This is a genomic window from Micromonospora sp. HUAS YX12 (genome assembly GCF_040215685.1).
GTDB lineage: Bacteria > Actinomycetota > Actinomycetes > Mycobacteriales > Micromonosporaceae > Micromonospora > Micromonospora tulbaghiae.
In genome coordinates this window covers 4,629,601-4,648,818 of the sequence record NZ_CP157974.1, presented here as the reverse complement: position 1 = coordinate 4,648,818, position 19,218 = coordinate 4,629,601, and the positions used below count along the sequence as shown (strand labels likewise).

The 19,218-nt window shown below is 73.6% G+C and carries 18 protein-coding genes and 1 riboswitch; of the genes, 6 read left to right on the top strand and 12 right to left on the bottom strand.

Annotation, left to right across the window (positions count from 1 at the left end):
* Nucleotides 1-98: 98 nt before the first annotated feature.
* A riboswitch (ZMP/ZTP riboswitch) is annotated at nucleotides 99-188 on the top strand.
* A gap of 18 nt (nucleotides 189-206) precedes the next feature.
* The gene (locus tag ABIH81_RS22155) at nucleotides 207-1,643 is read left to right on the top strand and encodes a glycine hydroxymethyltransferase (RefSeq protein ID WP_349876809.1); all 1,437 of its coding nucleotides are present in this window, start codon (nucleotides 207-209) and stop codon (nucleotides 1,641-1,643) included.
* Between the two features lie 58 nt (nucleotides 1,644-1,701).
* Here ABIH81_RS22155 and ABIH81_RS22150 read toward each other — a convergent pair whose 3' ends face one another.
* The 6 genes from ABIH81_RS22150 to ABIH81_RS22125 all read right to left on the bottom strand — a co-directional run bounded on the left by ABIH81_RS22150 (nucleotide 1,702) and on the right by ABIH81_RS22125 (nucleotide 7,965).
* Nucleotides 1,702-1,953 carry a hypothetical protein gene (locus ABIH81_RS22150; RefSeq protein WP_091056082.1) on the bottom strand — a complete coding sequence of 84 codons (252 nt, stop codon included), beginning with the start codon at nucleotides 1,951-1,953 and terminating at the stop codon, nucleotides 1,702-1,704.
* Nucleotides 1,954-1,980: 27 nt separating this feature from the next.
* Nucleotides 1,981-3,324, bottom strand: a complete 1,344-nt coding sequence (locus ABIH81_RS22145; RefSeq protein ID WP_349876808.1) for a PLP-dependent aminotransferase family protein — start codon at nucleotides 3,322-3,324, stop codon at nucleotides 1,981-1,983.
* 1 nt (nucleotide 3,325) lies between these two features.
* Complete coding sequence (locus tag ABIH81_RS22140; RefSeq protein ID WP_349876807.1) at nucleotides 3,326-4,429, bottom strand: alpha-hydroxy acid oxidase; 1,104 nt, start codon at nucleotides 4,427-4,429, stop codon at nucleotides 3,326-3,328.
* The gene (locus ABIH81_RS22135) at nucleotides 4,422-5,396 is read right to left on the bottom strand and encodes an alpha/beta hydrolase (RefSeq protein ID WP_349876806.1); all 975 of its coding nucleotides are present in this window, start codon (nucleotides 5,394-5,396) and stop codon (nucleotides 4,422-4,424) included. Before ABIH81_RS22135 ends, ABIH81_RS22140 begins: the two co-directional genes overlap by 8 nt.
* The gene (locus tag ABIH81_RS22130) at nucleotides 5,393-6,616 is read right to left on the bottom strand and encodes a cytochrome P450 (protein ID WP_349876805.1); all 1,224 of its coding nucleotides are present in this window, start codon (nucleotides 6,614-6,616) and stop codon (nucleotides 5,393-5,395) included. The genes ABIH81_RS22135 and ABIH81_RS22130 overlap by 4 nt, the downstream gene beginning before the upstream one ends.
* 65 nt (nucleotides 6,617-6,681) lie before the next feature.
* Nucleotides 6,682-7,965: an SGNH/GDSL hydrolase family protein gene (locus tag ABIH81_RS22125; protein WP_349881176.1), complete on the bottom strand. Its 1,284-nt coding sequence runs from the start codon at nucleotides 7,963-7,965 to the stop codon at nucleotides 6,682-6,684.
* 312 nt (nucleotides 7,966-8,277) lie between these two features.
* On the opposite strand from ABIH81_RS22125, the gene ABIH81_RS22120 reads away from it, so the two are divergent.
* Genes ABIH81_RS22120 through ABIH81_RS22100 form a run of 5 tightly spaced genes read left to right on the top strand, consistent with a single transcriptional unit; the run spans nucleotide 8,278 to nucleotide 12,837 of the window.
* Nucleotides 8,278-9,840, top strand: a complete 1,563-nt coding sequence (locus ABIH81_RS22120) for an AMP-binding protein (protein WP_349876804.1) — start codon at nucleotides 8,278-8,280, stop codon at nucleotides 9,838-9,840.
* Nucleotides 9,837-11,057, top strand: a complete 1,221-nt coding sequence (locus tag ABIH81_RS22115) for an MFS transporter (protein WP_349876803.1) — start codon at nucleotides 9,837-9,839, stop codon at nucleotides 11,055-11,057. The genes ABIH81_RS22120 and ABIH81_RS22115 overlap by 4 nt, the downstream gene beginning before the upstream one ends.
* Before the next feature lie 36 nt (nucleotides 11,058-11,093).
* Complete coding sequence (locus tag ABIH81_RS22110) at nucleotides 11,094-11,486, top strand: MmcQ/YjbR family DNA-binding protein (RefSeq protein WP_349876802.1); 393 nt, start codon at nucleotides 11,094-11,096, stop codon at nucleotides 11,484-11,486.
* A complete protein-coding gene (locus tag ABIH81_RS22105) occupies nucleotides 11,483-12,115 on the top strand; it encodes an HAD family hydrolase (RefSeq protein WP_349876801.1) in 633 nt (210 codons plus the stop codon). Before ABIH81_RS22110 ends, ABIH81_RS22105 begins: the two co-directional genes overlap by 4 nt.
* 41 nt (nucleotides 12,116-12,156) lie before the next feature.
* Entirely contained in the window at nucleotides 12,157-12,837 is a 681-nt protein-coding gene (locus ABIH81_RS22100; RefSeq protein ID WP_349876800.1) for an SGNH/GDSL hydrolase family protein, read from the top strand.
* A 235-nt stretch (nucleotides 12,838-13,072) separates the two neighbouring features.
* Here the strand turns inward: ABIH81_RS22100 and ABIH81_RS22095 are convergent, their stop codons facing one another.
* From ABIH81_RS22095 to hppD, 6 genes are read right to left on the bottom strand one after another with little or no spacing between them, the layout of a single operon-like run.
* The gene (locus ABIH81_RS22095; RefSeq protein ID WP_349876799.1) at nucleotides 13,073-14,422 is read right to left on the bottom strand and encodes a hypothetical protein; all 1,350 of its coding nucleotides are present in this window, start codon (nucleotides 14,420-14,422) and stop codon (nucleotides 13,073-13,075) included.
* Nucleotides 14,423-14,425: 3 nt separating this feature from the next.
* A complete protein-coding gene (locus ABIH81_RS22090) occupies nucleotides 14,426-15,391 on the bottom strand; it encodes a transketolase C-terminal domain-containing protein (RefSeq protein ID WP_349876798.1) in 966 nt (321 codons plus the stop codon).
* On the bottom strand, nucleotides 15,391-16,362 hold the full coding sequence (locus ABIH81_RS22085; RefSeq protein ID WP_349876797.1) for a thiamine pyrophosphate-dependent dehydrogenase E1 component subunit alpha: 972 nt from the start codon (nucleotides 16,360-16,362) through the stop codon (nucleotides 15,391-15,393). Before ABIH81_RS22085 ends, ABIH81_RS22090 begins: the two co-directional genes overlap by 1 nt.
* Nucleotides 16,359-17,156: a DUF3050 domain-containing protein gene (locus tag ABIH81_RS22080; RefSeq protein ID WP_091417773.1), complete on the bottom strand. Its 798-nt coding sequence runs from the start codon at nucleotides 17,154-17,156 to the stop codon at nucleotides 16,359-16,361. The genes ABIH81_RS22085 and ABIH81_RS22080 overlap by 4 nt, the downstream gene beginning before the upstream one ends.
* A gap of 2 nt (nucleotides 17,157-17,158) precedes the next feature.
* On the bottom strand, nucleotides 17,159-18,082 hold the full coding sequence (locus tag ABIH81_RS22075; protein ID WP_349876796.1) for a phytanoyl-CoA dioxygenase family protein: 924 nt from the start codon (nucleotides 18,080-18,082) through the stop codon (nucleotides 17,159-17,161).
* Entirely contained in the window at nucleotides 18,079-19,176 is a 1,098-nt protein-coding gene (hppD, locus tag ABIH81_RS22070) for a 4-hydroxyphenylpyruvate dioxygenase (RefSeq protein WP_349876795.1), read from the bottom strand. Before hppD ends, ABIH81_RS22075 begins: the two co-directional genes overlap by 4 nt.
* Between the last annotated feature and the right edge of the window lie 42 nt (nucleotides 19,177-19,218).

Sequence of the window (19,218 nt, the reverse complement as noted above, 5' to 3'; positions counted from 1 at the left end):
GCCTCCTCTCCCCGGGCCGGGTCGGGGCCGGCCCTCCCCCACGATGTGCCCCGGGCGGGCGGCCCAACCCCGCAGGTCCCGGCCGGGCCGGTAGGATCGGCACGGGCCGTGACTGGCGCGTGGAGATGGAGCACCATCGGGGAGCGGCCTCGTCATGAGGACGCATGCCGAGCGCCTGGGCCTTCCGCACGTCACCTGGAGGTCGCATGTCGCGCAACGCCGAGTCCACCGCCTTCCGCAGCGCGTTGGAGGTCGTCCGCGGCGTCGAGCCGCGCGTGGCCGACGCCATCGCCGCGGAACTGGCCGACCAGCGCGAGTCGCTCAAGCTCATCGCCAGCGAGAACTACGCCTCCCCCGCGACGCTGCTGGCCATGGGCAACTGGTTCAGCGACAAGTACGCCGAGGGCACCGTCGGGCGCCGGTTCTACGCCGGCTGCCAGAACGTCGACACCGTCGAGGCGCTCGCCGCCGAGCACGCCCGCGAGTTGTTCGGCGCGTCCCACGCGTACGTGCAGCCGCACTCGGGCATCGACGCCAACCTGGTCGCGTTCTGGGCGATCCTGGCCGACCGGGTCGAGTCCCCCGCGCTGCGCAAGGCGCAGGCGCGGCAGGTCAACGACCTCACCGAGGCCGACTGGTTCGCGCTGCGCCGCGAGCTGGGCAACCAGCGGATGCTCGGCATGTCGCTGGACGCCGGCGGGCACCTCACCCACGGCTTCCGGCCGAACATCTCCGGCAAGATGTTCGACCAGCGCAGCTACGGCACCGACCCGGCCACCGGCCTGATCGACTACGACCGGGTGGCCGAGGCGGCCCGGGAGTTCAAGCCGCTGATCCTGGTCGCCGGTTACTCCGCGTACCCGCGGAAGGTCAACTTCCGGATCATGCGGGAGATCGCCGACTCGGTCGGCGCCACCTTCATGGTCGACATGGCCCACTTCGCCGGGCTGGTCGCCGGCAAGGTGTTCACCGGCGACTTCGACCCGGTGCCGCACGCGCACATCGTCACCACCACCACGCACAAGTCGCTGCGCGGCCCGCGCGGCGGCATGGTGCTCTGCGGGCCGGAGCTGGCCGACCAGGTCGACCGGGGCTGCCCGATGGTGCTCGGCGGGCCGCTGCCGCACGTGATGGCCGCCAAGGCGGTCGCGCTGGCCGAGGCGCGCCGCCCCGACTTCGCCGGCTACGCCCAGCGGATCGTGGACAACGCGCAGGCGCTGGCCGACGGGCTGCTGCGCCGGGGCGCGACGCTGGTCACCGGCGGCACCGACAACCACCTGGTGCTCATCGACGTGTCCGGGTACGGCCTGACCGGCCGGCAGGCCGAGCAGGCGCTGCTGGACTCGGGCATCGTCACCAACCGCAACTCGGTGCCGCAGGACCCGAACGGCGCCTGGTACACCTCCGGCATCCGCATCGGCACGCCGGCGCTGACCACCCGCGGTCTCGGCGCCGCCGAGATGGACGCCACCGCCGAGCTGATCCACACCGTGCTCAGCCAGACCACGCCGGGCACCGGCCCGGACGGCGCGCCGTCGAAGGCGAAGTACGTGCTGGACCCGGCCGTCGCGGAGTCCGTCGGCAAGCAGGCCGCCGACCTGCTCACGCCGTTCCCGCTCTACCCCGCCGTGGACCTGGGCTGACAGTCGTGACGGCGGCGCCCCGGGAGAACGATCTCCCGGGGCGCCGTTGCGAACGGGGTCAGCGCAACGGGCGCTTCAGGTGGTAGCGGTGGACCTCGGTGCTGCCCTGCACGTTGTTCACGTCCTCGGCGGCGGAGACCAGCTCCCACCCCTCCCGGCCGACCCGGTTGAGGTGCGCGACGGCGGTGTCGCCGTACGCGGTCACGTCGGTGCGTGACCCGTCCGGGCCGTACCACACGAACGAGACGTGGAAATTGCGACCCTGTCCCTGATACCGACGAACGAGCAACGCGTACTCCCAGGCAACCATTCGTCCATTATCAACAGAGGAACGGCGTCAGGAAACACGCAGGGTGCCGGAACGCTGACACTCCGGCGTCACACCGCCCGCCATGGTGTCCGTGACCAGCGCGGCGAGCCGGTCCAGCCCCAGGTCGATGGACTCCGGTGTGACGGCGCTCACCGACAACCGCAGCGCGCTCACCGGTGCGCCCGCGTCGTAGAAGTGCGCCATCGGCGTCCAGAGCACGCCGTACTCGCGCGCCGAGCGGTGCAGCAGCGCGTCGTCGACGGCGAACGGCACGCTCACCACCACGAAGAACCCGCCCGCCGGCACGGTCCAGGAAACCGGGCCGCCGGCCGGGAAGCGCCGGGCCAGGCCGTCGGCCAGGTGGCGCAGGTTGCGGGCGTACGCGGCGCGCTCCCTGATGTTCGCGGCCACCAGCGAGCAGTCGTGCGCGAGCAGCGCGCCGCCGATCACCGCCTGGCTGATCGGCGACGTGTTCACGGTGACCATGCTCTTGATCTTCGCGAGGTGGTCGGCGAGCGGGACCACGGCGCCGTCCGCCTCCCCCACCCGCTGGTCGGCCACCACGTAGCCGACCCGGGCGCCCGGCAGCACGGTCTTGGCGAACGAGCCGAGGTAGACCACCCGGCGCGCGGTGTCCAGCGCCTTGAGCGTGGGCCGCCGCGCGGTGCCGTCGGCCGGGAACAGGCCGTACGGGTTGTCCTCGATCAGCAGCAGATCCTCCTCGGCGGCCAGCTCCAGCAGCCGCCGCCGCTGCGCGGTGTCCATGCTGACCCCGGACGGGTTGGCGAAGTCGGGCATCACGTAGCAGCCCCGGGGCCGCAGCCCGTCCGCGCGGGCCCGGCGCACCCCGGCGCGCAGGTCGGCCAGGTCGACGCCGTCCGGCCCGCCGGCCACCGGGCGCACCGGCAGGTCGACCAGGCGGGCCGCGCCGGTGAGCCCGACGTACGTGGGCGCCACCGCGAACAGCACGTCGGCCGGGCCGGCCCGCAGCGCGCGCAGCACCAGGAACATCGCCTCCTGGCAGCCGACTGTCACCACTATCGACTCCGGGTCGACGGTGAGCCCCTCGTCCACGGCGAGGTGACGGGCGATCAGGTGGTGCACGACGCCCTTGGTGCGGCCGTACTGCAACAGCGTCCGGTCCACACCGGCCCGGTCCAGCCCGACGTCCTCGGCGAGGTAGCGGCGGAAGCGGTCCAGGTGCGTGTGCAGCAGCGCGGAGTCGAAGAACTCCTCGTACGGCCGCCCGGCCGCCAGCGACACCGCGTCCGGGTAGTGCTGCGCCACCTCGTTGAGGAAGTTCATCGAGTTCAGCGCCGGGTCGCCGACGCTGCCGTGCAGCGCCGTGACGGCCAGGTCGACGCGCTCCACGTCAGCCTCCGATCCGGGTACGCAGCCGCCGGGCCGAGGCCGGGTCGGGGCAGCCGCTGAGGATGAGGGCGTCGCGCAGTTCCGCCGCGAGCAGCGCCAGCGCCGCCTCGGCGCCGGCCCGGCCGCCCGCCGCCAGCGCCCAGAGCAGCGGCCGGCCCAGCAGCACGCCGTCCGCGCCGAGCGCCAGCGCGCGCAGCACGTCGACACCGCTGCGGATGCCGCTGTCCAGCAGCACCGCGCACCGCCCGTCCACCGCGCCGGCCACCTCGGGCAGCATGGTCGCGCTGGCCGGGGCCGCATCGAGCTGCCGTCCGCCGTGGTTGGAGACCACCACGGCGTCGACGCCGGCGTCCGCGGCGCGGACCGCGTCGCGCGGGTCCAGGATGCCCTTGACCAGCAACGGCACCCGGGTACGCGCCCGCAGCCAGTCCAGGTCCGCCCAGCTCAGCGCCGGGGCGAACACCGCGCCGGTGTGCACCGCCACCGCCGAGACGCCCGGGGTGCCCTGGTGCGCCAGGTCGTCCCGGCCGCCGGGCAGGTTCGCGGCGGTGACGTGCGGCGGCAGCGCGAAGCCGTTGCGCGCGTCGCGCAGGCGCCGCCCGAGCACCGGCACGTCCACAGTCACCATCACCGCCGCGCAGCCGGCCGCCTCCGCCCGGTCGAGCAGGTCGGCCACCAGTGCCCGGTCGCGCAGCCAGTAGAGCTGAAACCACACGCTCGCGCCGGTCGCCGCGATCTCCTCGATCGGGGTGCTGGACAGCGTGCTCGCGACGTAGGGCACGCCCGTCGCGCGGGCCGCCGCCGCGAGCGCCGGCTCGCCGTCGGGGTGCAGCAGCCGCTGGTACGCCATCGGCGCCACCGCCACCGGCAACGCGGCCCGGCCACCGGGCAGCGTCGCCTCGGTGGACGGGTCGTCCACCCCGGCGAGCATCCGGGGCAGCACCGCCACCCGGTCCAGCGCGGCCCGGTTCGCGGCCAGCGCGGTCTCGGTGCCGCTGCCGCCGTCGACGAAGTCCCACACGTCGGCGGGCAGCACGGCCCGGGCCGGCGCGGCGAACTCGGCCAGGCTCGCCGGCGGCACGAACCCGCCGGGGGCGTCACCCATGATCGGCACCCGTCGCCGCCTCGGCGTGCGCCGGGTCGAGACCGAACCGACGGCGCAGGAAGGCGGCGGCCCGCTCCTGGGCCTCCCGGCCCGCGTCGAACACGCCGGGCATGGCGAAGAACCCGTGCACCATCCCCGGGTAGTGGGCCGTCTCGGTGGGCACGCCCGCCTCACGCAGCCGGGACGCGTACCGCTCGCCCTCGGCGCAGAGCGGGTCGTGTCCGGCGGTGACCACGAGCGCCGGAGGGAGACCGCTCAGATCCTCGGCGAGCAGCGGCGACGCGAGCGGGTGGGCCGCGTCACCGGGGTCGGCCAGGTAGTGGCCGCGGTACCACCCCACCGAGTGCCTGTTGAACAGCATCGGGTCCTCGTCGTCGCCGGGCCGGTGCCCGGGCCGCTGGTCGGTGTTCGGGTAGACCAGCAGCTGGGCGGCGAGCCGGGGACCGCCGTCGGCGCGGGCCAGCAGCGTGACCGCGGCGGCCAGGTTCCCGCCCGCGCTGTCCCCGCCCACCGCCAGCCGGTCCGGGTCGGCGCGGAACTCGGCGGCGTGCGCGGCGAGGTGCCGCAGCGCGGCGTGGCAGTCCTCCACCGCCGCCGGGAACGGGTGCTCCGGCGCGAGCCGGTAGCCGACCGTCACGGTCTGGGCGCCGGTGAGGTTGACCAGCCGGCGGCAGATCCCGTCGGCCGTGTCGACGCTGCCGAGCGTCCAGCCGCCACCGAAGAAGTAGACGAGCGTGGGCAGCGGTCCGTCGCCGTCCGGCCGGTGGATCCGCACCGGCAGCGGCCCGGCCGGGCCGGGCACCGTCGTGTCGCGTACCTCGGCGACCGGCTCGACCGCGCCGGAGCCGGCGCGGATCGCGGCGAGGTCGGCGGCGCGGGCCTGGGCGAGGGTCTGGGTGTAGAGCGGCACGGTGCCGGCGGCGGCCCGCGCGGCCCGCCACGCGACCACCTGCGGATCGAGTGTCATCCGGCCTCCCCGGTGGTGACGAAGAGTTTGTCGATGCCGCGCAGGAACAGGCTCCCGCTGTACGTGTAGGGCTGGGTGACGGCGAGCCGGGGGAAGCGCGCGAACAGGCGCGGCAGCGCCAGGCGGCCCTCCAGCCGGGACACCGCCGAGCCGAGGCAGAAGTGCAGCCCGACGCCGAAGGCGAGCGACGGCGGCCCGGCGCGGCGCGGGTCGAAGCGGTCCGGTTCGGGGAACCGGGCCGGGTCGCGGTTGGCGGCGGCGATCAGCAGCAGCACGTTGTCGTCGCGGTCGATCGGGACGCCGCCGAGGTCGACGCCGGCCGGCGCGGAGCGGGCCAGGAAGTGCACCGGGCTCTCCATCCGCAGCACCTCCTCGACGCAGCCGCGGGCGAGCGCGTCGTCGCCCGGCAGCACGGCGGTCACGTCCGGGTGGTCCAGCAGCAGCGGCAGGCCGTTGCTGAACATGTAGACGGTGGTGACGAAGCTGGCGTTGAACAGCACGATCAGGTTGCTGATCAACTCGTCCTCGGTGAGGTCGACGCCGCCCGCGTCGAGCACCTCGACGAGCCCGCTGATCAGGTCGTGGCCGGGCGTACGGCGACGGTGGGCGATCAGATCCCGGTAGTAGACGCGCAGTTCCTCGGCGGCCTGGTTGGCCCGGGCCAGCCGCTCCGGCGTCTTGCCGGAGACGTCCATGTACTCGTCGATCCAGTCGACCCGCTGCCGGTACCAGGACAGGTCGGCCGCGGGCAGCCCGATGAACTCGGCCATCACCAGCGCCGGGACCGGGTACGCGAAGTCGGCGACGAAGTCCACCTCGTGGCCGTCCGCGCCCGCCTCGGCCATGTGGTCCAGGCGTTCGGCGACGATCCGCTCGATCACCGGCTCCAGCGCGCCGAGGCGGCGCGGGGTGAACGTCTTGGCGAACACCGCGCGCATCCGGGTGTGGTCCGGCGGGTTGACGAACATCATCGAGGTGAGGAACGTGCGCAGGATCTCCTGCTCCTCCCAGCCGGGCGGGAAGCCCTTGTACCAGCCGGGGTCGCGCAGGATCTGGTCCACCACGTCGTACCCACCGGCCACCGCGCTGACGGTGCTGTGCTCGGCCCGGGCCGGTACGGCGTTGATCGGCCCGTGCTCGTGCAGGGCCGCGTAGAAGGGATAGGGGTTCTGCCGGCCCTGCTCGCTGTAGAGCCCGGTCAGGATCTCGCTGACGTCCACTGTCTTTCCTCCCCAGGAAACGGCGGCGGGGGCGGCGTCGTGTCGACCGCCGCCCCCGCCCGGTGTCACAGTCCGAGCAGCTTCAGTGGCACGGCGTTCGCCATGACCTGAGCACCCGTGTCGTTCGGGTGGATGTGGTCACCCGAGTCGTACGCCGGCAGCAGCCGGCTCGGCTGGGCCGGATCCCGCATCACCGCGTCGAAGTCGACGACGCCGTCGAACTCGGCCCGGCCGGGCCCGCGCAGCCAGGTGTTGACGGCCTGCCGCGTGGCGTCCTTCTCCGGGGTCCACACGCCCGGCCCGCCGTTGCCCTCGTACGGCATGAGCGTGCCGGCGATGCTGGTCAGGCCGCGCGCCTGGACCTGCCGGTTGAGCTGGCGCAGCGTGGCGATGATCGCCTCCGGGCTGTCGCCGTTCATCCAGATGTCGTTGATGCCCAGGTGGGTGACGACCGTACGCACCCCGGTCTGCGGGAACACGTCCTCGTTGAGCCGGGCCAGCGCGTTCGGGCCCAGCTCGTAGTAGCCGGGGAACCCGCCCGCGCCGGGCTCGGTGCCCTCGTGGTTGAGCCGGTTGCCGGCCAGGCTGAGGTTGAGCACACCCGGGGTACGCGGCTCCGGGCGGGCGTCGATCAGCCGCTCGGCCAGCAGGTCCGGCCAGCGGCGGTCGGCGTTGACGGTGCTGCCGTTGCCGTCGGCGATGGAGTCGCCCAGCACCACCACCGAACCGGGCGTGACCTTACGTTCCACGTCGATGCCGGACAGGAACATCCAGCAGCAGTTGGGCCGGATGGTGAAGCCCGTGCCGTCGGCCGCCGAGGTGAGGTCGGTGGCGCCGATGAAGTTGGTGACCCGGGACTGGCCGTGGAACGTCACCGGCCCGGTGAGCACCGGGAAGTACAGGGTGACCACCAGGTCCTCCTGCTCGGCCACCGGGAAGGCCACCGGGTCGCTGAGCAGCTCGGCGCCCTTGTTGATGGTCGCCGAGCCGGCGCCGGAGAACGTCAGCTGGCGGACGCTCGCCGGGACGATGTCGGACAGGTCGTCGGGGGTGGCGGTGTTCGGCCGGGCGATCGTGGCGCGGCCGACCTGGACGGCCTGCTCGCCGTACAGGTTGGTCAGCCGCACCCGCAGGCGCGGGCCGCCGACCGAGGTCTGCACCGTCATCCGGATGCTCTGGTTGTTCAGGCCGGTGTTGGTCAGGCCCACGGTGTTCCCGCGGGTCACCGCCGCGGCCCAGGTTCCGGCCCACTCGGCGCGCCCGTGCCCGGCGCGGTCGTTCCCGGTCGGGCCGGCGCTCGCGGTGACCGCCGGGGTGGCGGCGATCAGCAGCGTTACGGCGGAAGCTATGACGTGCCATCTCTTCGGGGTCGGCATCGATCCTCCATGGTCGGCAGCCCCGGGCGTGACGCGGTCGGCGGCACCGGCCCAGGCGATGGACCGGAAACTAGCTTCCGGCCGTGACGAGCGTCAATCAACCTGATCGACATGATCCAATGCCCGGGGGACGTGACGCAGCGACGATCGGCTCTGTCCCCCGTGGACCGCGGCTGCCTACGCTCGGGACTGGCGGCGGTGCGGTCGCCGACCCTGGCACCTGCCGTCTTGTCCCGGCCCTGACCTGGCCGGACGCCGCTCGCGGACCATGATGGGGGCTGCCCGATGACCGACCGGCCGAACTACGTGCACGAGGCGCTGGAGCTGTTCGCCGGGTTCGGCGACCGGGAGGCGCTCGTCGGCGGCGGACGCCGCCTCACCTACCCCCGGGTCGCCGCGCAGGTACGCGGCCTGGCCGCCGCGTTGCACCACCACGGGGTACGCCCCGGCGCGGCGGTGCTGGTGATGCTCGGCAACACGATCGACGGTCCGCTGCTGCAACTGGCCCTGCATCTGCTGGGCTGCCGGAGCATGTGGGTCGCCCCGGTGACCTCGCGGCGGGAGGTCGACGAGTTCGTCGCGCTGTCCGCGCCGGAGGCGTTCGTGTACGACCCGCGCGACGCGCAGGCGGTCGACGTCGCGGCGGGCCTGTCCGGCGTACCGGTGCTCTGCCTCGGCCCCGGCGGCGCCGGACCGGACCTGACCGCCGGGGCCGCCGGGCCGGCGGCGGAGCTGCCCGCCGACGTGCCCGCGCCGGAGTCGTTCCTGCAGACCAGCGGCACCACCGGCACGCCGAAGCTGGTGCACCACCGGGAGAGCTTCTACCGGCAGGTGCTCGCGCTCGCCGCCGGCTTCCGGGGCGCCGGGTTCCCGCTGCTGCGGCACCTGTCGCACTCACCGATGTGGCTCGCCAGCGGCCAGATCACCACGCTGTTCAACCTGTTCACCGGCGGCGTGCTGTTCCTGCGCGAACGGTGGGATCCGGCCGCGTTCATCGCCACCGTGGACGCCGAGCGGCTGACCTCCACGTTCGTCACCCCGCCGATGCTCTACGAGGTGCTCGACCACCCCGACCTGCCGGGCGCCGACTTCTCCGCGATGTTCATGTTCAACGTGGGCGCCGGGCCCGCCGCGCCGGCCCGGCTGCGCCAGGCCATCGCCCGCTTCGGCCCGTGCCTGCGCATCGTGTACGGGCTCAGCGAGGCGGTGGTCATCTGCGCGCTGCCCGGGCTCACCGAGGATCCGGAGCACCCGGAACGGCTGCGGTCCTGCGGCCGCCCGTACGGGGACGTGACGGTGGAGATCCGCGACGCCGGCGGGCGGGTGCTGCCGGCCGGCGAGGACGGCGAGGTGTGGGTACGCACCGAGCTGAGCTTCGCCGGCTACCACGGCGAGCCGGAGCTGACCGCCGAGACGCTGGTCGACGGCTGGGTCCGCACCCGCGACATCGGGCACCTCGACGCCGACGGCTTCCTCTACCTGGTCGACCGGTTGCAGGACCGCATCCTCACCCGGCAGCGCAGCTGGCCGATCTACTCCCGCCCGATCGAGGACGTGCTCGCCGGCCACCCCGAGGTACGCGCCGCCGCCGTCATCGGCGTACCGGACCCGGTGGCCGGGGAACTGCCGCACGCGTACGTGGTGCCCGCGCCGGGCGCGTCGGTGACCGGCGAGGAGCTGATCGCGCTCGTGGTCCGGGAACTGAGCGAGACCTGGGCGCCCGGCGCTGTCGAGTTCGTCGACGCGCTGCCGCTGAACCGGTCCGCAAAGGTGGACAAGCGCGCGTTGCGGGCCCGGTACGCGGCCGGACACCCGGCCGGCGCCGACCCGATCGGCAGTCCGGCGTGAACCCGCGCCGGGAGTTGTACACCCTGGTCGGCGCCGACCTGCTGTCCAACCTCGGCACCCGGATCTCGGTGGTCGCCATCCCCTGGCTCGTGCTGGAGACCACCGGCAGCCCCACCAAGATGGGGCTCGTCGCGGCGGCGGAGACGCTTCCGTACATGCTCTCCAGCGCGCTGGCGACCCCGTGGGCGGACCGGTTCGGGGTACGCCGTACCTCGGTGTTCGTGGACGCGGCGAGCGCCGTCGCGATGGCCGTGGTGGCGCTGGCGCCCTGGCTCGGGTTCGGCACGCTGCTGGTGCTGGTGGCGATCGCCGGCGGGCTGCGCGGCATCGGCGACCGGGTCAAGCACGTGCTGTTCAAACCGGCGGCCGAGCGGGCCGGGGTGCCGCTGATCCGGCTCACCAGCGCCTACGACGGCCTGGCCCGCGGCATGACGCTGTTCGGCGCGGTGCTCGGCGGGCTGCTCATCGACTGGGTCGGGCTGACCCGGGCCATCTGGATCGACGCGGCCACGTTCGCGGTCTGCGCGCTGCTGATCGGCGTGCTGGTCCGGCCGCCCGCGCCGGCGCAACCGGCGCCCCGGGAGTCGTACCTGCGGGCGCTGCGCGGCGGCTTCGCGTACCTGCGCACCGACCGGACGTTGATGACCATGCTGATCGTGGTCTCGGTGTCCAACATGTTCGCCAACGCCAGCGTCGCGGTCTGGATCCCGCTGTGGGTCAACGAGGTGCTCGGCGACCCGGCCGGGTTCGGTCTGCTGCTGGGTGTCTTCTCGGCCGGCGCGCTGCTGGGCAACCTGCTGTTCACTGTGGTCGGCACGCGGCTGCCGGCCGGGACGACGTTCGCGCTGGGGCTGACGCTCAGCGGCGCGCCCCGGCTGCTCGCGCTGGCGCTCAGCGACGACCTGGTCGTGGTGCTCGTGGTGACGTTCCTGTCCGGCATCGGCATCGCGGCGGTGAACCCGCTGCTCGGCGCGGCGCTCTACCAGCGGGTGCCGGGCGAGTTGCAGACCCGGGTGCTGGGCATCTCCGGATCGGTGGCGTTCGTCGGCCTGCCCGTCGGCGCGCTGCTCGGCGGCTGGTCGGTGGCGCTGCTCGACCTGACCCCGGCGCTGCTGGTGATGTCGGTGGTCTGCCTGGTGCTGACCGTCGGGCCGCTGCTGCTGGCCCGCGCGTCCCGGCGCCCGGCCGCGGAACCGGCCACGCCCACGCCGGTCTGAGCCGTCGTGTCGGGGGGCGGCGGTAGGGTCGGGGCCATGGCGACCTGGGACGACGTGCGGCGCATCGCGCTGGCCCTGCCCGAGACCACCGAGCGCGGCTCGCACGACGACCTGCCCGCCTGGCGCGTACGCGACAAGATGTTCGTCTGGGAACGGCCGCTGCGCCGCGGTGACCTCGATGCGCTCGGCGACGCCGCGCCGGACGGCCCGATCCTCGGCGCGCGGGTGCCCGACCTGGGCGCCAAGGAGGCGCTGATCGCCGACGACCCGGCCGTCTACTTCACCACGCCGCACTTCGACGGCTACCCGGCGGTGCTGGTGCGGCTCGACCGGATCGCCGCGGACGAGCTGACCGAGCTGATCACCGAGGCGTGGTACGCGCGGGCCCCGAAGCGGCTCGCCACGGCGCACCGGGCGGAGAACGCGTGACCGGCCCGGTGGACGCGATCGTGTTCGACATGGACGGCACGCTCGTCGAGTCGCACGCGGTGGTGCCCGCGGCGTACCGGGCGGCGGTGCGCGCCGGAGGCGGGCCGTCGTACACCGACGCCGAGGTCATCGCCGGCTACTCGATGGGCTCCCCGGTGGACCTGCTGACGCACCTGCTGCGGCGGCCCGCCTCCGGCGACGACCTGGACCGCTACCACGCCGAGCTGGATGCGCTCGCCGGGCGGGTACGCGTCTACCCCGGCGTCGCGGACGCGCTCGCCGAGATCGCCGCCCGGGTGCCGGTGGGCGTGTTCACCGGCGCGAGCCACCGGGCCGCCGAGATCCTGCTCGACCGGGCGGGCCTGCTCGGTCACTTCGAGGTCGTCCTCGGCGGCGACCAGGTCGACCGCCCCAAACCGGCGCCTGACGGCGTGGAGGCGGCCTGCCGTCGGCTCGGCGTGCCGCCCGGCCGCGCCGCGTACGTGGGTGACTCGCCACTGGACGTACGCGCCGCCCGGCACAGCGGCGCGGTGGCGGTGGCCGCGGCGTGGGGTCACCAGTACGACCCCGACGAGCCGGCCGACCTCAGCCTGTCCCGGCCCGGGGAGCTGCTGGCCCTGCTGCCCTGAGCCTCTATCCCCGCGCGGGACGCTCGGCTAGCCTGCCGGGCATGCCATCGACGTTGACCGAGGCGACCGACCCGTGGTGCCTGCGGCCGGGCGAGGCCGCCGAGCTGCTGCGCGGGCACCCGTGGCGCCGGTTCGTGGTGCTGGGTGACAGCGTCGCGGAGGGGCTGTGCGAGCCGGCCGACGGCTACCCCGACCTCCAGTGGGCCGATCGGATCGCGGCCGAGCTGCGCGCGATCCGGCCGGAGCTGGCCTACCTGAACCTGGGCCGGCGCGGGCTGCGCGCGCACGAGGTCCGGGCCACCCAGCTCGCCGGCGCGCTGGCCTTCGAACCGGACCTGGCCCTGGTGGTGTGCGGCGGCAACGACGCGTTCCGGTCCGCCTACGACCCGGACGCGGTCGACGCCGAGCTGACCGCCATGGTCACCGCGCTACGGGAGGCGGGGGCGGACGTGATCACGGTGGGCATGTTCGACGTGTCGCACAGCCCGGCGGTGCCGGACGCGCTGCGCGCGGGCCTGGGCGAGCGGATGCGCCGGCTGTCCCGGCACACCCGGGCCGTAGCCGAACGGCTGGGCACGCTGCACGTCCACCTGACCGACCATCCGCTGGTGGCCGACCCGTCGCTGTACAGCAGCGACGGCCGGCACGGCAGCGCCCGCAGCGACGCCGTGGCCACCGCCGAAACCCTCCGGGTTCTCTCCACCCACCTCCCCCACCCCTGACCCGCCCTCCCCTGCCCTGCCCGACGATCATGAAGTTGACGGCACTGAGCGTCCGTTTTGTCCCCGCCAACTTCATGATCGACAGGATCAAGCCGGCCGGGGACCAACCCGCGGCCCGGATTCGCTCCGTTGACCAAGGAGTTTGTGTCGGCGACGCGCCCTGGTCAGGACACAAACTCCTTGATCAACGCGCTGGGGGCGGGCGGAGCAGGGAGCGAGAGGGAGGGGGCGGCGGTCAGTCGGTCAGGAGGATGCCGGTCAGGAGGACGCCTCGGGCCAGGTTGAGGACCTCGTCGCAACCCGGGTACCCGACCCGGGCGAGCGCGCCGGAGCCCGTACGGGCGAACAGGTACGGGGCGAGGCTGTACGGGACGTCGGCGGTGACCGTCTCGCCGGTCTCGATCTGCACGAAGTCCATCGCCACCCGGTCCGCCTCGTGGTAGCGCTGCAGGATGTTGCCGCCCTCGGCGATCGCCGCGCGTACCCCGTCCGCCCACGCCACCGCTGTCATCTCCCGGCCGATGAGCACGCCGTGCCCGGCCGAGCCGCCGGCCGGCTTGGCGACCAGGTCGGCCTGTTCGGCGAGCGCCCGGTCGAGCTGGTCGGCGGTGAGCGCGACGGTGTGCGGCACGTACCGCCGGATCAGCGTCCGGTCGGCCGCCGGCAGCAGGTCCAGGTCGTCCCAGAGCCAGGCGTAGTTCAGCTTGTTGCTGAGCAGCCAGGCGGCGCTGCTGACGAACATCGGCAGCGTGCCGGCGGCGAGCGCGCCGGCGACCGCGTCCAGCCCGGGGCTGGGGGTGACCCGGTTGGGTACGAACAGCCGGAACAGGGCGTCCACCGGGGCGCCGCCGACGACCAGCCGGTTCTGCGCGTCCAGGGTGGCGGTGGCGACCGGGGCGATGACCAGGTCGATGCCGAACGGGCGGGCCTGGTCGATCAGCGGGGACAGGATCCGGATGAACGTCTCCGGGTCGTCCAGTCCCGGGTAGTCGGCGTCGAAGTCCATCAGCAGCGCCACCCGCGCGCCGTCGGGCAGGCCGAGCGTGTCCCGGATGGCCACGAACCGCTGGTCCAGCAGTGAGGGCGCGGGCCGCGACCCGTCGAGCAGGCCGTGCGCGCGGTACAGCTCGGCGTACCGCTGGATCACGGTGTCGGCGTCGAAACCGCCGCCGAGGCTGCTGTCGATGTTGTACTCCACGATGCACGGCACGCCACCGGAGAACAGCACGTCCGGCCGGTACGCGGCGAGCAACCCCTCGTGCAGTTCCTCGTCCGGGTCGAGCAGCCGGGTCTCCCCGTCCGGCACGTCGAGCAGCAGGCGCAGCTCACCCGCGGTGCGGGCGCGACGCCGGCACGCCTCCAGGATGAGCTGGGCGATGCGGTCGCAGACCTCGTTCAGCTCGCGGAACGCGTCGGCGGTGAACACCGGCGGGCGGGCCAGCCGCCACTGCTTGTTGTACGTGGCCCGGCCGTGGAAGATCTTCTCCCACGCTTCGCCGCCGGTCGTCACCATCGCGGTACGGGTGGACTCGGGCAGGTCGGTCCACGCCTGGCCGAGCGGCGGCCACGTGTAGTTCGGGTCCATCGTTCATCCGTCCTTGAGGGTCAGTTGGATGGCGGCGGTGAGCTGGTCCCGGCCGGGTTGCACGGCCCGGTCCAGGGCGGGCGCGAAGGGCAGCACCGCGCCGTCGGGGCGGGTCACGCGCCGGGGCGGCGCGGCCAGCCGGACCCGCTCGACCACAGTGGCGATGATCTCCCCGGCGATGCCGCAGGAGCGGTTGCCGTCGTCGACGACCACCAGCCGCCCGGTGCGGCCCACCGACTCGACCAGCCCGTCCCAGTCGAACGGGTAGAGCGTGCGGGGGTCGAAGACCTCCACCGACGCCTGTCCGGCGAGTTCCTCGGCGACGGCGAGCGCGTCGTGCACCAGGTGCCCGACCGCCACCACCGTCACGTCGGCGCCGGGGCGGCGGACGATCCCCCGGCCCAGCGGCACGGGCGCCGGGTCGGTGACGTCGGCGCGCAGGTCCAGGGCGCCGGCCGGGGCGAAGACCACCACCGGGTCGTCGCAGCGGATCGCGGAGACCAGCAGCCCGTACGCGTCGGCCGGGGTGGCCGGTACGACTGTGGTCACCCCGACGTGGGCGAACAACGCGTACGGGTGGTCGGAGTGCTGCCCGGCCCAGCCGGTGCGGGAGCCGGAGCCGGGCACCACATAGGTGACCGGCACCGCGCACTGACCGCCGGTCATCAGCGGGAACTTGTGCGCGTGGTTGACGATCTGCTCGAAGACCAGGAACAGCAGCGACGGGATCTGGAACTCGACCACCGGGCGGGCCCCGGCCAGCGCCGCGCCGGTGGCGAAGCTGGTGAACGCCTGCTCGGACAGCGGTGTGTCGCGGACGCGTTCCGGGCCGAACTTCTTCAGCAGGCCGGTGGTGACGTTCGCGGCGGCCACCCGGATGTCCTCGCCGAGCACCACGACCGACTCGTCGCGGGTCATCTCGTCGGACAGCGCCCGGGTGAGCGCCCTGCGGTAGGAGAGCCGGGGCATCAGCCACCTCCGGTCCGGGCGGTGAGCCCGCTGGCGTACAGGTGGTCCAGGGCGGTCGCCGGGTCGGGGTGCGGCCCGGCGAGCGCGTACTCGACGGCGGCGTCCAGTTCCGCCTCGACGGCGGCGTCCACCTCGGCCCGTGCCGCCGGGTCCAGCCGTGCTCCGGCGATGTCGACCGGATCGCGGGACCGGCCCTCGGCCACCTCCTCCGGCGGCCGGTAGTCGAGGCGTACCTGATGTTCGAAGGTGTGGTGGGCGTCGAAGCGGTAGGTGCGGGCCTCGACCAGCTCGGGGCCGCCGCCGGCGCGCATCCGCGCGACCGCGGCGGCGGCGACCTCGCGTACCGCCTCGGGGTCCTGCCCGTCGACGACGGCCGCCGGCATGCCGAAGGCGGCGGCCCGCCCGGCGATGGTGCCGGCGACCGCGCCCTCGACCGGCATGGTGGTGGCGTAGCCGTTGTTCTCGCAGACGAACAGCACCGGCACCCGCCAGAGCGCGGCCAGGTTGAACGCCTCCAGGAGCATGCCCTCGTTGACCGCGCCGTCGCCGAAGAAGGTGGCGCCGACGATGTCGGCGCCGCGCCGCCGGCGCTCCCACACCGCCCCGGTGAGGATCGCGCCGGCGGCCCCGACGATGGCGTTGGCGCCGAGGACGCCGACGCCGAAGTCGGCCGCGTGCATCGACCCGCCCCGGCCCCGGTTGAGCCCGGTGACCCGGCCGCACAGTTCGGCCAGCATCCGGGCCGGGTCGGCGCCCTTGGCCAGCACGTGCCCGTGCCCGCGGTGGGTGCCGGTGACCAGGTCCCCGGCGGAAAGGGCCGCGCAGACGCCGGCCGCGATCCCCTCCTGACCGAGGTACGGGTGGATGCCGCCGACGATCTCCCCGGCGCGGACCAGCTCGATCGCGCGCTCCTCGAAGCGGCGGATCAGCCGGACCGTCCGGTAGAGCCGGAGCGGGTCGGAGCCGGTCACGCCGGACGGCCCTCCTTGACGGCGGCGAGGATGTCGTCCCAGAGGCGGGCGCGGGCGGCGAGCGCGGCGTTCACCGTGTCGGCGCACTCCTGCCACTTGGTGTCGTCGTCGCCGCACAGGTCGGCCAGCATCTGCATGGCCATCGGGGTGTGCTGCTCGCCGTCGACCTCGATGTGCCGCTCCAGATAGTCGACGAACTTGTTCAGCCGGTTGCTGCGCTCGTTGACGGCGACGACCTGGGTGAACATCTCCGGGATGAGGTCCTCGCGGCCGAACGCGAACGCCGCGGCCTGGCAGTGCACCGGGGTGGTCTCGATGATCCGCCAGGTGGTGCCGGCGAACGCGGCGGACGCCGCGGGGACGCCGGCGGCGCCGAGCGCCTCGGTGACCGGGGTGCCGTCGCGCAGCAGGTCGACCAGCTTGTTCACGGCGGTGGTGTCGGCGCCGGCCTCGGTCATGCCCTGCACGTACAGCTCGAAGTGGCTGATGTAGCCCTCGCCCAGCTCGTCGCTCTCCTCGACCATGACGATGTCGTTGATCAGGCGGCGGCTGCCGGTCGGGCCGGTCGGGATCCACGGCACCGTGACGCAGGTGAGCTGCCGCTGCAGCGACTTCAGCAGGGACATGAAGTCCCAGACGGCGAAGACGTGGTGCTCCATGAACGTGACGAGCGCGTCGTGGGTGTCGAGGTTGGCGTAGAGGGGGTGCTTGACCACCACGTCGCGGCGCTCGGTCACCGCCCGCTCCAGCCGCTCGATGCCCGGGTGCGTCTTACCCCAGTCGTACCGTGACATTGTCAGCCTCCCTGCTGGGCGCGGTCGCGCCAGATGACCGGGCAGTAATCGGGGTCCGCGTAGTCCGGCCGGCCCTCGTGGGTGCGGCGGACCAGCACGTCGTGGTTGTACGCGGCGAGCGTGCCGTCGGAGAGCGGATACTCCCGCCAGGCGTTGCCGCCGTCCTGCAGGTGCAGCGAGACGGCCCGGCGGGGCCGTCCGCTGACGTTCGCACCGCTGCCGTGGTAGGTGCGGCAGTGGTGGAAACTCATGTGTCCCTTGGGGATCACCATGGGAATCTTGCGGATCTCGGCGCCGTTGTACGCCGCGTTCTCGGCGAGCATCGCCTCGAGCTGGTCGCGGTCCCGGTCGGCGAAGTGCCGCACCACCGTGTCGTCGGCGCCGATCTCCCGCCAGCGGTGGGAGCCGTCGACCATGGTGATGGTGCCCATCTCCTCGCCGCAGTCGTGGAACGGGATGAACGCGGTGAGCATGTTCTCCGACGACGAGGACGCCCAGTAGTGCTTGTCGAAGTGCCAGGGCACGATGTTCGACGGCTCACCGGCGATCGGCGGCTTCCAGATCAGCGTGGACTGGAAGATCCGGATCTCGGCGGCGCGGGCCAGACGGGCGGCGACCGCACCGATCAGGGGCTTGCGCAGGATGCGGGCGATGCCGTCGTGCTCGTGGTGGACGTAGTCGTTGTGCCGCTGCACGTCACCCTTGGACGGCTCCCAGTAGGCCAGCTTCGGCGGCCGTACCGGCAGTCGCCGGTCGCGTTCCCCGGCGTAGTAGCCGTCGGTGGCGGCGACCAGTTCGTCCACCTCGTCGTCGGTGAGCAGCTTCTTCGACAGGTACCAGCCGTGCTCGGCGTAGTGCCGGACGTCCTCGTCGGAGGGCAGCAGCGCCTCCTCCTCGGCGGTCAGCCCGGGATCGATGGCGGTCATGCGCTCACCCCTCCGGCCGCGGCGGAACTCGCCCCCGCCGCGGCCAGCTCGCGTTCCTTGGCCTCGTAGAGCGCCTTGATGTTGCCGCTGCCGAAGGTGCGCGCCCCGCGCCGCTCGATGAGTTCGAGGAAGAGGGTGCGGCGCACGTGCATCGACTCGGTGAAGATCTGCAGCAGCTGCCCGTCGTGGTCGGAGTCGACCAGGATGCTCAGCTCGCGCAGCCGGTCCACCGGCGCGTCCAGCCGGCCGACCCGCTGCTCCAGCCCGTCGTAGTAGGCGCCGGGCGTGCTGGCGAACCGCACCCCGCGCCCGGCGAGCGCGCCGACGGCGGTGACGATGTCGTCGGTGCGCAGGCCCAGGTGCTGCACCCCGGCGCCGGCGTGCCAGCGCAGGAAGTCCTCGATCTGCCCCGGCCGGGCGCCGGTGTCCGGCTCCAGCAGCACGAACGTGACAGTCCCGGACGGGCTCTGCACCACCTTGGAGTTCATCGCCTGACCGGCGACCTCGATGTGCTCGGTGAAGATGTCGGCGAAGCCGAACACCTTCTCGTAGTGCGCGACGGTCTCGTCGAGCTGTCCCGGCGGCACGCAGATCGCCAGGTGGTCCACCTCGGCCAGCAGCGTGTCCGTCCCGCCGGGCGCGGTCACCGGCTCGATCGCCCCGGGCAGGAACACGCCCGGGTCGCCGCGCCGCTCGACCAGGCGGTGCACCACGTCGCCGAAGCCGCCGACCTCGGCGACCACCACCTCGGCGTCCGCGCCGGTGAGGGTGCGCGGCGGGCTCAGCGCCGTCGCGCCACGGTCCACCAGCTCCGCGTACGCCCCGGCGGCGTCGTCGACGGCGAGCGCCACCACGGCGATGCCGTCGCCGTGCCGGTGCACGTACGTCGCCGCCGGGTGCTCGGCCGACAGGCCGGTGGTCAGCAGCAGCCGGATGCCGGCCTGGGCCAGCAGCAGGGAACGCTGCCCGTCCAGCCCGGTCTCCGGACCCCCCTGCCCGCACAGCCGGAAACCGACGGCGTTGTCGAAGTAGAAGGCCGCCTGCCGGGCGTCCCCCACGTACAGTTCGAGATGGTCTATCCCGTTGATGGTCATGGGCTTCCCCTGTTCCCCCCCGTGATCGCGACCCGGACGGAC